The sequence below is a fragment of the Paenibacillus sp. J31TS4 genome (assembly GCF_018403265.1).
In the GTDB taxonomy this organism is placed as follows: Bacteria; Bacillota; Bacilli; order Paenibacillales; family NBRC-103111; genus J31TS4.
This window is the reverse complement of the sequence record NZ_BOSI01000003.1, coordinates 248,254-260,621: the sequence shown is the minus strand read 5'-3', so window position 1 is coordinate 260,621 and position 12,368 is coordinate 248,254. Positions and strand designations below refer to the sequence as shown.

Here is a 12,368-nt window from a genome sequence, read left to right as displayed (position 1 = left end):
TAGGCATGACTCCCAAAACATTCCAAGTCCACTACCAGGAGACGAAGGACCGGATGATCTTCTCCTTGTCCGGCGAACTCGATCTGGCGGTGGCTCCTTATTTGCGCTCTTCGCTCGAGGCGGCTCTGCCGCGGAAGGAGAAGACGCTTGTCCTGGATCTTGGCCAGTTGAAATACATTGACAGCACCGGCATGGGGATTTTGATCTCCATCCTGAAATACCGCGCGGAGGTGGACGGTGCGCTATCCGTCGAGAACGTACCTTCGAAGATCAAGCGTCTGCTGGACATGACCGGCATCAGCCAGTTTCTGCTGGCTCCGTCGGGCCAGCCAGGCGGGAGCGGAGGGACGGCATGAACGAGGATTACCAAGTTACGTTGACGATTCCCGCAGAGGCCGATTACCTGGATTTGGTCCGGCTGTCGCTGTACGGCTTTGCTCATCGGCTGGGCTATTCGTACGAGGAGATCGAAGACATGAAAGTGGCGGTATCCGAGGCTTGCACGAATGCCGTGCTGCACGCTTATCCGGGAGAGCGCGATGGACGGATCACGATCAGCTACGAGAAGCGGCCGAACGAACTGGAGATCCGGATCAAGGACAGAGGGGCGGGCTTCGCCGAGGCGGTTCCGCAGCTGTCGCAAGTCCGGCTTCCCGAGCGTCCCGCCTCGATCCATGAGTGGGAACCGGGGGGAATGGGTATCTATTTAATGAGAGCGTTGATGGATGATGTCGAGATTGCCCAGGAAGAAGGGACCGAGATCATTCTGAAGAAGCGCCTTCCCAATTAAACAGACCCGAAGGAGGGATCCGGATGAACGACGGACCGTACCGCACGTCGAGGGACTCCCTCGGCGACGTCCATGTGCCCGAGGAGGCCTATTACGGCCCCCAGACCCAACGCGCCGTTCAGAATTTCCCGATCAGCGGCCTGCGCCTGCCGCGCCGCTTTATCAAAGCCCAGGGCCAGATCAAGGGGGCGGCGGCTTATGCCCACGCGAAGCTAGGCGTCCTGGACGAGCGCCTAGCCCAGGCGATCGGACAGGCGGCAGAGGAGGTGGCCGAAGGGAGATGGGATGCCCAGTTCGTCGTCGACGTGTACCAGGCGGGCGCCGGCACGTCGCAGAACATGAACGCCAACGAGGTTATCGCCAACCGGGCGCTTGAGCTGCTGGGCGAGCCCAAGGACAAGAAGGACGTCATCCATCCGAACGACCACGTCAACAAGAGCCAGTCGACTAACGATACGATTCCGACGGCCATCTACTTGTCGGCTTACGACGCGCTGGAGGAGGAGCTGCTGCCCTCGCTCAAGCGTCTAATCGAAGCGCTGCGGGAGAAGGCCAAGGAGTTCCATCCGATCGTCAAGAGTGGACGGACGCATCTGCAGGATGCCGTACCGATCCGTCTCGGCCAGGAATTCTCCGGATATGTTCACACGTTAGAGCCGATCGTAGGCCAGGTGGAGCAGGTGCAGGACCGGCTGCTGGCGATCGGAATCGGAGGCAATGCCGTCGGCACGGGCGTTAATCTGCCGCCCGGCTACATTCCCGCGTTTCTGGAAGAGCTGCGGCGGCTGACGGGCAGAGGCTGGCGCCAGCCCGCCAGCCGGTTCGCCTTCATGCAGAACCCGTCCGGGGCGCTGGAGGCGAGCAGCGTACTGCGCAATCTCGCCGTCCACCTGATGAAGATCACGAGCGATCTGCGCCTGCTGGCCTCGGGGCCGAATACGGGACTGGCCGAGATTGTGCTGCCGGCCGTCCAGCCGGGCTCCTCCATCATGCCCGGCAAGGTGAACCCGGTGCTGCCCGAGATGATGTACATGGTCGGCAGTCAGGTGATCGGCAACGATACGGCCATTCAGACGGCGATGCTGGGCAGCCAGCTCGAGATCAACGTCATGATGCCGGTCATCGCGCACAACCTCCTGCAATCCGTTACCATTCTTGCGAACGCCATGGACGCGTTCTCGTCCAAGTGCGTTCAGGGCATCCAGGCAAACGAGGAGAAGTGCGCCTACTGGATGGAGCAGAGCCTGTCGCTTGTCACGATGCTCAACCCGGTCATCGGCTACGACCGGGCCGCCGAGCTGGCCAAGCAGGCGGTGAAGACGGGACGCCCGCTCAAGGAGATCGTCCTCGAAGCCGGTGTCGTGACACCTGAGCAGTGGCAGGAACTGATCGACCGCTCGACCGAGGAGCACTGACGGCACTGGCTGCACCCTTCAAGAAGACCCTATCGCTACTGCCTGGACCGGCGGGGCGATAGGGTCTTTTGTCATAGAGGCGGGCCGGGAGTTCTTGCTGCGGCCTCCGTGCTGCGGCACACTGGCTTCTGTCTGCCGGCTGGGGTATGCCCGCATCGGCAGACAAAAAAAAAAGCCCCTCCGGCACGAGGCCGGACGGGGCCAGCGGAGCTCATATTCTGGAGAGCTCCCCTTATTTGTTCAAGAACGCCTCAAGCATCCATTTGTGCTTCTCGAGCGAGGTCTGAATCTGGGTCAGCATGTCGGCTGTCCGCTCGTCGCCGTTCTCCGACGCGATCTCGACGCCCTCCTGCATCTCTTGAATGAAGGTGCCGAAGTCGTCGACGACCTGCTGCACCATCTCGTTGGCGTCCTCCTTGTTCGTCGCTTCCTTGATGGAGGACAGCTCCAGACATTCCTTCATCGTCGCGACTGGCTTGCCGTTCAGCGCCAGCATGCGCTCGGCCAGCTCGTCCAGGTACTGTCCCGCCTCGGTGTAGAATTCCTCCAGCTTGACATGAAGCGTGAAGAAGTTCTCACCGCTGACATACCAATGATAGTTATGCAGCTTCATATACATAACGGACCAGTTCGCTACCTGCTTGTTCAATACTTCAATCACCGGTTTATTCGTCTTGCTGCCGGATTTGGATGCAGTCGATTGTGCCATGGTTAAAACCCTCCCTAGCTTGATTATCCTACCTCCTTCTTTTACCCGAATCGTCCCGGTTTTAAACGGAAAGTCCCGGCGGGCCGCCCGGGCAGGGGGCGGGGATGGCACGGACGAGAGCGTTTGTTTCACCCCGCGGACGAGCGGTTAACTATTGATAAGACGGACGGCCGCCTGGCCGGTTCCACATCTTAGACAAAGGAGAGGGTTCCCCTATGATATGGCAGATCGGTGTCCTCATAATTGCGCTGGCTTTTGCCGCTTTGGTCTTTTTCCTTATCAAAACGCTTCGGACGGTAGAGACCTCGCTCCAGCAGACGAACGAGACGATCACCCAGCTGAAGGACGACCTGAACGACGTGAGCGGCGAGGTCAAAGGTCTCTTGCGCAGCACGAACCAGATCACAATGGACATTCGCGGCAAGATGCGGTCGCTCGACTCCCTGTTCGGCACGGTAGAGAATGTAGGCGATACGCTGGAAGGGGTAACCTCCTCCATCAAGACGGCCTCCCAGTCGTTCATGACGAACGTGCGCCACAACAACCAGCTGGTCGAGGCGGCCCCGCCGAACAAAAAAGTCTACAAGGCGATCAACTGGTTCAGCTCGCTGTACGACATTTGGCAGCGGATCAAGATTCATCGCATGACCGACGACGCGCGCGCCCGCCACTAACGCGGACATGTCTCTCGCGAGCCGGCTCCGGAACCGAACCGGGGCCGGTTCTTTGCTGCACATAACGGGACCAAAGTCCTGGGATTTCCATTCGTTTCCTGGGAAGAAAGTTGTTTCAGGGCAGACCTCCATGGGTAATGTCTATATTAGTTACCCGTAGCACTGAACCCCAGCACGGAAGCAGTTGGGCGAATTTAATTACCAGTGGGAGGATTCCGCAATGAATGACAAGAAGTTTACGATTCAAAAGGAAGTCATGGCCGACGAGGTTATCGTCTACCTAAGCGGAGAGCTTGACCTATCGGCGGCTACCGAAATGCGGGAAGATCTCGAGCCCTTCGTCAATCAGACCAACCGAGCGTTAACCTTGAATCTGAAGGATCTCAAATATATCGATAGCACAGGCATCGGCATTATTGTTTCGATTCTCAAAACAAGGACCGCCGCGGGCGCGGCGTTCGGCGTGGAAGACATCCCGGCCAAGATCAAGCGGCTGTTCGATATTACCGGCATTACCCAATACTTAAGACCATCAAATGGGTCCGCAGAAAGGAAAGAAGATATCGTATGAACCTTCAAGAGAGTCAATTCGTCAGTGTACGTGTCCCGGCCGAAGCAGAGTTCGTCGACATCGTCCGTCTTACGCTGTATGGCATTGCGTCCAAGTGGGGGTTTTCTTACGAGGAAATAGAGGATATGAAGGTTGCGGTAGCGGAGGCGTGTAACAATGCCGTGCTGCATGCGTATGAAGGGATGGAGAAAGGCTTCGTCGAGGTTAAGTTCGAGATGAATGACGGGGGCATTCGCATCACCGTCAAGGACGAAGGCAGCAGCTTCGATTATGCTCACAAGGAAGCCAAGGCGGAATCGCTGCACAACAAGGATCTGAGCGAGATCAACGCCGGCGGGCTGGGCATCTTCATGATGCAGGCATTGATGGATGACGTGGAAGTGCACACCAACGCGGGAACCGAAGTCATCCTTACCAAGTTTCTCCAAAGGAATGAGGAATTGGCATGAAACCGGATCAAGCAACACATGACCCCAATGATATGATTGGCGCTATCCTTCTCTATCAGCAATCTAGCGATAATGAGGTGGCAACGTCCCTGCTGCTTCATTATGAGCCGATCGTGAAAATGGCCGCGGGCAAAATGTCCCGGAACCGCCCTGATCTGTACGAGGACTTGTATCAGGTCGGCCAAATGTCGTTGCTTCGATTATTCAAACAGTTCGACAGCACCTTGGGGATCCAATTCGAAGCTTATGCGATGAAGAGCTTGATCGGCCATATGAAGAATTACCTGCGGGACAAGTCCTGGTACATCCAGGTGCCGCGCCGGATTAAGGAGAAGGGCCTGCTCATTCAGCAGGCGATCGACGACCTGACCATGCGCCTCGAGCGCTCGCCCAATGTCGATGAGATTGCCGACTATCTCGGCCTGTCGACGGAGGAGACGATCGAGGTGCTGGCGGGACGCGAGTGCTATAACTATGTCTCTCTGGACACCCCCCTTTCGAACGACGAGGGCAGCGCGACGATCGGCGATCTGATCGGCAGCGAGGCGGACGACTTTTCTACGATTGAGAAGAGACTGGACCTGCAGGAGGCGTTCGTTCACCTCAAAGAAGAGGAGAAGAAGGTACTCATGCTGGCTTACCAGGAAGGGCAGTCTCAGCGCAATATCGCGCAGGTGCTCGGCATCTCGCAGATGAGCGTCTCCCGGATTCAGAAGCGGGCGATCGAGAAGCTGAAGAAGCTGCTCACGGAACAAAAGGCAAAGGAAGCATGAACAGGACCACGCTGGCATCGGTCGACGCCGCAAAGCGTGGTCCTTTCCTATTGCCCGGTTATTGCCGGGGGCACTCCCGACTTCCATTTTGTGGGATTTTACAATTGATTCAAACATCGGCAGGAAGTGTAAACATACATACAAGGAAATTTCCTTCTTCTTCAACGCTATTTTGCTCTCGTGAGCAGACCAATCCAGAAAGAGAGAGGTGTTCAATATGGTGACCAACAAGCAACGCATTCCCTGTTTCGACAGCGAGGTTCTGGTGAATGATGTGGGAGGCGGAACCTATGAACTGGCCATACAAGCGGGCACCAATCCTCTCGGCAAGGGCAACCGGCTGGAAGCGTTTCCGACGCTGGAGCAGGCGCTCCAGGCTGCCGAGCAATTCTGTCAGCTGTACGCTGTTGCAAGGGAGCGCGGGTATTATTTGAAGGAGAACGCATTCGTCAAGCCGGACCGGGCTTCGGTGCCGATCAAGGAATGTCTGACCGAGCGGTTCGGCGTGGAGCAGCTGCAGGCCAAGCTCGAATAAAATAGAGAAGAGCAAGAGCCCATTTCGGGCTCTTTTTTTGTACGGGCATGCGGGGTGTCGTAGGCTGCCAAATGAGACTCGGCCCGCAGGCGAGCCGGTATTCGAGCTAAAGGCGGGAGATGGGAGAGAGGGTGGCGTATGGCAGCCAGGCAAACCTCTCGGCCTCTTCGCCGCCCCGTAACGAAACCGGCTACTGGCATGGGAAGACGCAGGCGAACGGCAGCAAAGGGGCTTAGGAAGATGAGGGAGAGCTAGGAGCGGCAGGATAGGGAAAAGGCGTAAGCGGGCTGGAAGCGTGAAGGGCATAGGAAGGTACGGGAGAGCTGAGCGAGAGAGACAGGAGGGGGCCCGGACAAGCTGGAGCAGCGGGGGGGAAGGAGAAGCCGCTGACCTTTAGCTGGGAGGGAAGCTGAGCCTTACGGGCCCGGGTCATAGCCCTTGCGGAACGGATGCTTGCCTCCTAGAGGGCAGGCCTGGGAGCGCAAGGGCGGCGGCACTCCTATCGCCAGCCCGATCCGGCCAGCCGGCTTCCCGCCCTGTTAGGCTCGTGCATCCGGGAGCTTCCGCTTAAGCTTAACTCACCGCCAGTGCCCCTACCCGAAAAAGCGCGCAAAAAAAGAACCGGCGAACCGGTTCTTTGTTACGAAGCATTGGCACCGACGTTTTAGGAATGCGTCGGGTTCGAACGAATCCCTGTATTATGCGTCGTCGAATCGTAGGAAGATTGGGAAGAAGAGGATCCGGTCGTGCTGCCGCTTCCGGATTCGTTCACGGCTTCTGCAGCTGTCTCCGCTACATCGCTCTTCCAGCTCTTCACTTCGCTCATGACGCCTTGGGTTGCGTCCTTGGCCATCCCTACGATGCCGCTCGTTTGCGAGCCGATGTTTTTGGCGAGCTCGGAGGTACGTTGGCCGACGTCGGCAGCCACGCTCTTCGTCTTGTCGCTCATGGTGCTGAGACGTTCCGCCAGATCCTTCCGCATCTCGGGCCCCGTCTTCGGTGCCAGAAGAAGTGCTCCGACTGCTCCAATTGCTCCGCCTACGACGACTCCTGTCAACATGCCTTTTGCCATGCCAATCCACTCCTTTAGATGATATTGAGATTGTCACTCCTGCGGCTGCACCGAGGCGCTAGTCCCTGGTTAGGCCGCACGATTGCGGCCGATGCCGCGGAAGACCAATCCGACTAGGAACACGAACAGGGCTGCTCCGATAATAGCCGGGAAGATGGCGAAGCCGCCGATCGTCGGTCCCCAGCTGCCCAGAAGCAGGTTGCCGATCCAGGCACCCACAAATCCGGCGATCATGGAACCGATGACGCCCCCTGGCATATCGCTCCGCACCAGGGCGTCGCCGATAAACCCGATAATGATCGCCATAATGATGCTGATAAGCACACTCATCATAGCCGTCAGCTCCTTCTTGCTGTAGGTTCGTCTGCCATATCTATATGTAACCTTGTCCCCAACGCTTGAAACAAAAGGGCAAATGTGGTAAGAAGGGCGTGAATTGCTGTATTCAGAGCTTGAGGATTGCGGGTACTATGTAAGAAGAACCAGTCTTCGGCACGAAGCGAAGGAATATAGGGACCGGCCATCGCCCGGGCGGGTCGGCCGGCCTATGAACAAAGGCTTGCCGAGGCCGAGCCATAGAGGAGGACGCCTGCTATGATCTGGATTGCGCTTGCCATGCTGTTATTTATCCTGCAAATCGGATTCGTTCTATTAATGGAATTCCGCAATCCATCGAAGACGACCGCCTGGCTGCTGATCCTGTTCTTGTTTCCGGGGCTAGGCTTCCTGCTGTACTTCTTCCTGGCCAAGGAATACCGCAAGAGGCGGATGATCCGCCGAAGGGGTAAAAAGGTCTCGTACAAGCTCCCGGCCCCTATCTTCAAGCGGATTCAAATCGCGAGCCGGTCCAGCCAGCTCCACTCCAAGAACATCGTCCAGCAGCAGCGGCTGCTCGGCCTGCTGCGCAGCATGCCGGAGTCGCCCATTACGATGTGCAACCGGACCGAGATTTACGCCAACGGCATCGATACCTTCGAAGCGATGAAGCAGACGCTCCGGGAGGCGAAGGATCATATTCATTTTCAGTTCTTCATTATCCATGACGACGGGATCGGCAGAGAGCTGCAGCAGATTCTGATCGAGAAGGCACAGGAGGGAGTCGAGGTCCGGGTGCTGTACGACGGGATGGGCAGCTATTCCCTGCCGGCCCGGTATGTACGGGAGCTCCAGGAGGCGGGAGCGGAGGTCCACTGCTTCCTGCCGCTGCGCTATTCGTTCTTCAAGAAAAGCTTGAACTACCGCAACCACCGCAAGATCGTCGTCGTCGACGGCTTGATCGGCTATCTCGGCGGCATCAATGTAGGGGACGAGTATCTCGGCCGAAGCGAACGGTTCGGCTTCTGGCGCGATACCCATATGAAGCTCGAAGGAGATGCCGTCTACTTCCTGCAGCATACGTTCGTCAACGATTGGGCGTTCGTGACAGGGGAGAAGCTGAACGAGGAGCATTATTTCCCCGAGCACGGCTGCATGGGGGAGGAGCATGTGCAGATCATCGCGAGCGGCCCGGACGCGCATTGGGACAACATCCTGGAGATGTATTTCGGCTCGATCAGCACGGCCCAGAAGCGGATTTCCATCGTCACGCCCTACTTCATTCCCGACCCGAGCATTCTGATGGCGATCAAGACTGCGGCGCTGAGCGGCGTCGAGGTGAAGATCATCCTGCCCGGCATCACGGACCACTTCATCGTCAAATGGGGCTCGCTGTCCTATCTGGAGGAGCTGATGCATGCCGGCGTCCGCTTTTACCTCTATCGCAAAGGATTCATTCATGCGAAAATACTGATCGTGGACGAAACGATTGCGTCGGTCGGCACGGCGAATCTGGACATGCGGAGCTTCTTCGATAATTTCGAGCTGAATGCGGCGATGTTCGACGAGGAGACGATTCGGCGTCTCGTGGAGGATTTTGAAGAGGACTTGGCCGAGAGCGAGGAGATTCTCCTCTCCGAGTTCCGGAAGCGGTCCCGCTGGCAGCGGGGAAAAGAAGTGTTGGCCCGCATGCTGTCGCCGCTGTTATAATGCTTGGTAAGGCCGGCAGGGTGCTTAAATCCGGGCAAACTGGTTAAGAATGGGAATAGGCTCCGCTTCTCTCCGGTCCTCGCGCGTCCGGTCCGGACGGCGGAAGCGAATGGGAAAGGAATGAGAGCGGTGGGTGTGAAATTCGGAAGAGAATACGAGGACATCATTCACGATTTATCGATGGCGATGGCCGACCTGGGCAATTGCCATGAATTTTTTGAGATGAGCGGAGACGACTGGGGACAGCTGGAGGAAGAGGAGCGCAAGGATTGCATCGCGACGCTCGCCGACGACGTCTTCTACGGACTCGGCGCGGAGCCGACGATGTCGCTGGGCGCCTGCCAGTTCCACTATGACCGGCAGAATCACCTGATCAAGATCTTCTCCGAAGAAAAAGTCATTCACATGGTCCGCCTCGTGTAGGCGGCCCTTTTTTTTGTGTGCGGGCTCGTCCGCCGGGTTCCCCGCCGGGATTAGGGCTCCGTCGTCTAGACGGAGCTCGGCTCGTCTCCCGACTCGATCACCAGCAGGAGGCCGCTGCGGATCCGGATGCGCCCCCGCTCGGCCTCGAGCACGTTGCTGATGCCGAGCGACTGGCCCAGCGCGAGCGTCGCCTCGCGGAGCGGGTAGCGGAACCCTTCCAGCGTGACGCCCGTAACGGGGGCCCCCAGGGGGAGAAGAGAGACGTGCGCGTACGCCGAACGCGCCATCTCCAGCTCCCCGTCCGTCAGCCGGAGGCGGTTGCGGTCGTCCACGATGGAGCAGCGGACGCCGGCGGCCAGCGCGAGTGCGAGCAGCTGGATATTGGCGAGCGAGTGATCGACGCGCGAGCCGAGCACGCCGGTCAGGATGAGCTCGTCCGGCCGCTGCTCCAGCGCCCAGCGGAACGCAAGCTCCGTATCGGTGTAGTCCTTGTCCACCGGGTCGCAGGAGCGGAATTCCCGGCTCGCCTGCCGGATCTGCTCCTGCTCCTCGGGGGACACGGAGTCGAAGTCGCCGACCGCGAGGTCGGGACGAACGCCGTGCCGGACGAGGAAGAGTGCGCCGCGATCGGCGCCCACGGCAAGCGCTCCGCCCCCAAGCAGGCCCAGTGCCCATTCGCCGAGCCGGCCTCCGCTGAAGATAACGATTCGTTGCTGTCTTTCGTTCATACTGTCTGCTCCCTGCTTTCCGTGTCGTTCGTTGTCCCTAACTTAGCATACCGGCCGTTGAAAAGAAATGAAGGACGCAGGGAAGCCGGCTGTGCCACCTCCTTTTGGAACAATCGGCGGCGGCAATGGCTGCTTTCGGCCGCTGTTGCAGCCCATAAAGAGCGGCTCTCCTTGAATCCCGGTCATCATCTTCAGAACCGGTTATGTTCGTTCGGGGCAACCTTTTTTATAATAGAAGATAGGTAGCATCCGGCGGAGAGCAGGTCTGCCGTCCGCCGCCGAGTTCACCGCGTAAAGGAGCATTCACCGATGAAAATCAAAAGCTTGGAGCTGTTCAAGGTTCCGCCCCGCTGGCTTTTTCTGAAGATCGAAACCGACGAGGGCATCACCGGGTGGGGGGAGCCGGTCGTTGAGGGCAAGGCCGATACCGTGAAGGCGGCGGTCGAGGAAATGAGCGATTATTTGATCGGGAAGGACCCGATGCGCATAGAGGATATCTGGCAAGTGCTGTACCGCGGCGGGTTCTATCGCGGCGGTCCTATTCTGTCAAGCGCGATATCGGGCATCGAGCAGGCGCTATGGGACATCAAGGGGAAGTTCTATAACGCGCCGGTATACGATCTGCTCGGCGGCGCGTGCCGCGACCGGATCCGCGTCTATTCCTGGATCGGCGGCGACCGTCCGGCCGATGCGGGCGAAGCGGCTAAGCGCCAGGTCGAGGCAGGCTTCACGGCCGTGAAGATGAATGCGACCGAGGAGATGCATTACATCGACTCGCACTCCAAGGTGGAAGCGTCGCTCGCGCGCATCGCGGCCGTCCGCGAAGCGGTCGGCTGGGAGATCGGCGTCGGCATGGACTTCCACGGCCGCGTCCACAAGTCGATGGCCAAAATTCTGGCCAAGGAGCTCGAGCAGTTCCGCCCGATGTTTATTGAGGAGCCGGTGCTTCCCGAGAACAACGAAGCGCTGCGCGAGATCGCCAAATATACGTCGACGCCAATCGCTACAGGCGAGCGCATGTATACCCGCTGGGGCTTTAAGGAGCTGCTCCAGCAGGGCATCGTCGACATCATCCAGCCGGATCTGTCGCACGCGGGCGGCATTCTCGAGACGCGCAAAATCGCCGCTATGGCGGAAGCGTACGATGTGTCCGTAGCGCCGCACTGCCCGCTCGGTCCGATCGCACTCGCTGCCTGCCTCCACTTGGACGCCTGCTCGCCGAACGCGTTCATCCAGGAGCAGAGTCTCGGCATTCACTACAACGAGGGCAGCGATCTGCTCGACTACCTCGTCGACAAGACAGTGTTCGAGTACAAGGACGGCTTCGTCGACATTCCGAAGCGCCCGGGTCTCGGCATCGAGGTCAACGAAGCGAAGGTCCGCGAAATGGCGGCCATCGGCCACAACTGGAAGAATCCCGTTTGGCGCCAAGCCGACGGCACGGTTGCCGAATGGTAAATACCGGCCGGACTGCATAATGGACAAGGATTGACAAGAAGCCATGCTGGAGCATGGCTTCTTTTTTATGGAAAAGGAGGACGCCGATCGAAAATTGTTATAATATTTGGAACATAAGGAAGCGCAATCCGTATGTAAAGGTAGAAGGTTCTCCAGTGCAGCAGGAGAAGCGAAAGGGGAAGGAGGCTGCGCTCATGCTTGGTTGGTTCTGGGGCTGTCTGGTCTTCGGCGTCTTGTTCGCGCTGGTCACGGTGCTGGTCGGTGACCTCTTGGGAGACGCGCTCGGCGGCCTGTTCGACTTCCTGTCCGCCGATGCGTTCCAGCCGATGGTGCTGACGGGAGCGGTGACCGTGTTCGGCGGCGCCGGCATTCTGCTCACGCGGTATACGGCGCTGGCACCGGGATCCGTCGTGCTCGGCGCCGGAGCGGCGGGAGTATTGAGCGGCGTGGCTATCGTCTATGGCTACGTCAAGCCGATGCGCCGGATGGAGACGTCGGTCGGCTACTCGCTCGCCGATCTCAAGGGCCGCATCGGCGAGGTGCTCGTGCCGGTCCCGGCAGCGGGCTACGGCGAGGTGCTCATCCGTGCGGGAGGGGGCGTAACGAACCAGATTGCCGCCAGCCTCGAGCAGGAGGAGCTTCCGTCGGGAACCCGAGTCGTCGTCGTGGAGGTGAAGGAAGGAACGCTGCTCGTTTCCAAGCTCGAAGAGCTGGACAGCTAATCAATCTATTGGAGAGGTGTGGAT

16 protein-coding genes are annotated in these 12,368 nt (G+C 58.7%); 12 read left to right on the top strand and 4 right to left on the bottom strand.

The window, feature by feature from the left end; translation table 11 throughout:
* Window positions 1-5 precede the first annotated feature (5 nt).
* The 3 genes from KJS47_RS16110 to KJS47_RS16100 are packed head-to-tail and all read left to right on the top strand — an operon-like array spanning window position 6 to window position 2,205.
* Window positions 6-356: an STAS domain-containing protein gene (locus tag KJS47_RS16110; protein WP_213526088.1), complete on the top strand. Its 351-nt coding sequence runs from the start codon at window positions 6-8 to the stop codon at window positions 354-356.
* Window positions 353-790 (top strand): anti-sigma B factor RsbW, encoded by a 438-nt coding sequence (gene rsbW, locus KJS47_RS16105; RefSeq protein WP_213526087.1) that lies wholly within the window; start codon window positions 353-355, stop codon window positions 788-790. Before KJS47_RS16110 ends, rsbW (KJS47_RS16105) begins: the two co-directional genes overlap by 4 nt.
* Window positions 791-813: 23 nt before the next feature.
* A complete protein-coding gene (locus KJS47_RS16100) occupies window positions 814-2,205 on the top strand; it encodes a class II fumarate hydratase (protein ID WP_213526086.1) in 1,392 nt (463 codons plus the stop codon).
* A gap of 232 nt (window positions 2,206-2,437) precedes the next feature.
* On the opposite strand, the gene KJS47_RS16095 is transcribed toward KJS47_RS16100, so the two are convergent.
* Window positions 2,438-2,914, bottom strand: a complete 477-nt coding sequence (locus KJS47_RS16095) for a Dps family protein (protein WP_213526085.1) — start codon at window positions 2,912-2,914, stop codon at window positions 2,438-2,440.
* Window positions 2,915-3,129: 215 nt separating this feature from the next.
* On the opposite strand from KJS47_RS16095, the gene KJS47_RS16090 reads away from it, so the two are divergent.
* From KJS47_RS16090 to KJS47_RS16070, 5 genes are all read left to right on the top strand, one after another.
* Entirely contained in the window at window positions 3,130-3,588 is a 459-nt protein-coding gene (locus KJS47_RS16090) for a DUF948 domain-containing protein (protein ID WP_213526084.1), read from the top strand.
* Between the two features lie 220 nt (window positions 3,589-3,808).
* Entirely contained in the window at window positions 3,809-4,159 is a 351-nt protein-coding gene (locus KJS47_RS16085; RefSeq protein WP_213526083.1) for an STAS domain-containing protein, read from the top strand.
* Window positions 4,156-4,608 carry an anti-sigma B factor RsbW gene (rsbW, locus tag KJS47_RS16080; protein ID WP_213526082.1) on the top strand — a complete coding sequence of 151 codons (453 nt, stop codon included), beginning with the start codon at window positions 4,156-4,158 and terminating at the stop codon, window positions 4,606-4,608. The genes KJS47_RS16085 and rsbW (KJS47_RS16080) overlap by 4 nt, the downstream gene beginning before the upstream one ends.
* Entirely contained in the window at window positions 4,605-5,381 is a 777-nt protein-coding gene (locus KJS47_RS16075; protein WP_213526081.1) for a sigma-70 family RNA polymerase sigma factor, read from the top strand. The genes rsbW (KJS47_RS16080) and KJS47_RS16075 overlap by 4 nt, the downstream gene beginning before the upstream one ends.
* A gap of 217 nt (window positions 5,382-5,598) precedes the next feature.
* Entirely contained in the window at window positions 5,599-5,916 is a 318-nt protein-coding gene (locus tag KJS47_RS16070; RefSeq protein WP_213526080.1) for a hypothetical protein, read from the top strand.
* A 664-nt stretch (window positions 5,917-6,580) separates the two neighbouring features.
* Here the strand turns inward: KJS47_RS16070 and KJS47_RS16065 are convergent.
* On the bottom strand, window positions 6,581-6,988 hold the full coding sequence (locus KJS47_RS16065; RefSeq protein ID WP_213526079.1) for a YtxH domain-containing protein: 408 nt from the start codon (window positions 6,986-6,988) through the stop codon (window positions 6,581-6,583).
* A gap of 69 nt (window positions 6,989-7,057) precedes the next feature.
* Window positions 7,058-7,321, bottom strand: a complete 264-nt coding sequence (locus KJS47_RS16060; protein ID WP_213526078.1) for a GlsB/YeaQ/YmgE family stress response membrane protein — start codon at window positions 7,319-7,321, stop codon at window positions 7,058-7,060.
* 261 nt (window positions 7,322-7,582) lie between these two features.
* Here KJS47_RS16060 and cls point away from each other — a divergent pair, with 261 nt between their 5' ends.
* Both cls and KJS47_RS16050 read left to right on the top strand, forming a co-directional pair.
* Window positions 7,583-9,013 (top strand): cardiolipin synthase, encoded by a 1,431-nt coding sequence (gene cls, locus KJS47_RS16055; protein ID WP_213526077.1) that lies wholly within the window; start codon window positions 7,583-7,585, stop codon window positions 9,011-9,013.
* A 135-nt stretch (window positions 9,014-9,148) separates the two neighbouring features.
* On the top strand, window positions 9,149-9,436 hold the full coding sequence (locus KJS47_RS16050; RefSeq protein ID WP_249716445.1) for a hypothetical protein: 288 nt from the start codon (window positions 9,149-9,151) through the stop codon (window positions 9,434-9,436).
* A gap of 65 nt (window positions 9,437-9,501) precedes the next feature.
* Here KJS47_RS16050 and KJS47_RS16045 read toward each other — a convergent pair whose 3' ends face one another.
* Window positions 9,502-10,164, bottom strand: a complete 663-nt coding sequence (locus KJS47_RS16045) for a thiamine diphosphokinase (RefSeq protein ID WP_213526075.1) — start codon at window positions 10,162-10,164, stop codon at window positions 9,502-9,504.
* 309 nt (window positions 10,165-10,473) lie between these two features.
* Between KJS47_RS16045 and dgoD the strand changes: the two genes are divergently transcribed.
* Together dgoD and KJS47_RS16035 are read left to right on the top strand one after the other, a co-directional pair.
* Window positions 10,474-11,622 carry a galactonate dehydratase gene (dgoD, locus tag KJS47_RS16040; protein WP_213526074.1) on the top strand — a complete coding sequence of 383 codons (1,149 nt, stop codon included), beginning with the start codon at window positions 10,474-10,476 and terminating at the stop codon, window positions 11,620-11,622.
* Window positions 11,623-11,816: 194 nt separating this feature from the next.
* Entirely contained in the window at window positions 11,817-12,344 is a 528-nt protein-coding gene (locus tag KJS47_RS16035; protein ID WP_213526073.1) for an NfeD family protein, read from the top strand.
* The last annotated feature ends 24 nt before the right edge of the window (window positions 12,345-12,368 follow it).

Bases quoted from the DNA above. Each gene is read 5' to 3' on its own strand.
- cls (WP_213526077.1), top strand. From the start codon at position 7,583: ATGATCTGGATTGCGCTTGCCATGCTGTTATTTATCCTGCAAATCGGA.
- rsbW (WP_213526087.1), top strand. From the start codon at position 353: ATGAACGAGGATTACCAAGTTACGTTGACGATTCCCGCAGAGGCCGAT.
- rsbW (WP_213526082.1), top strand. From the start codon at position 4,156: ATGAACCTTCAAGAGAGTCAATTCGTCAGTGTACGTGTCCCGGCCGAA.
- KJS47_RS16085 (WP_213526083.1), top strand. From the start codon at position 3,809: ATGAATGACAAGAAGTTTACGATTCAAAAGGAAGTCATGGCCGACGAG.
- KJS47_RS16110 (WP_213526088.1), top strand. From the start codon at position 6: ATGACTCCCAAAACATTCCAAGTCCACTACCAGGAGACGAAGGACCGG.
- KJS47_RS16075 (WP_213526081.1), top strand. From the start codon at position 4,605: ATGAAACCGGATCAAGCAACACATGACCCCAATGATATGATTGGCGCT.
- KJS47_RS16035 (WP_213526073.1), top strand. From the start codon at position 11,817: ATGCTTGGTTGGTTCTGGGGCTGTCTGGTCTTCGGCGTCTTGTTCGCG.
- KJS47_RS16095 (WP_213526085.1), bottom strand. From the start codon at position 2,914: ATGGCACAATCGACTGCATCCAAATCCGGCAGCAAGACGAATAAACCG.
- dgoD (WP_213526074.1), top strand. From the start codon at position 10,474: ATGAAAATCAAAAGCTTGGAGCTGTTCAAGGTTCCGCCCCGCTGGCTT.
- KJS47_RS16070 (WP_213526080.1), top strand. From the start codon at position 5,599: ATGGTGACCAACAAGCAACGCATTCCCTGTTTCGACAGCGAGGTTCTG.
- KJS47_RS16100 (WP_213526086.1), top strand. From the start codon at position 814: ATGAACGACGGACCGTACCGCACGTCGAGGGACTCCCTCGGCGACGTC.
- KJS47_RS16045 (WP_213526075.1), bottom strand. From the start codon at position 10,164: ATGAACGAAAGACAGCAACGAATCGTTATCTTCAGCGGAGGCCGGCTC.
- KJS47_RS16060 (WP_213526078.1), bottom strand. From the start codon at position 7,321: ATGATGAGTGTGCTTATCAGCATCATTATGGCGATCATTATCGGGTTT.
- KJS47_RS16090 (WP_213526084.1), top strand. From the start codon at position 3,130: ATGATATGGCAGATCGGTGTCCTCATAATTGCGCTGGCTTTTGCCGCT.
- KJS47_RS16065 (WP_213526079.1), bottom strand. From the start codon at position 6,988: ATGGCAAAAGGCATGTTGACAGGAGTCGTCGTAGGCGGAGCAATTGGA.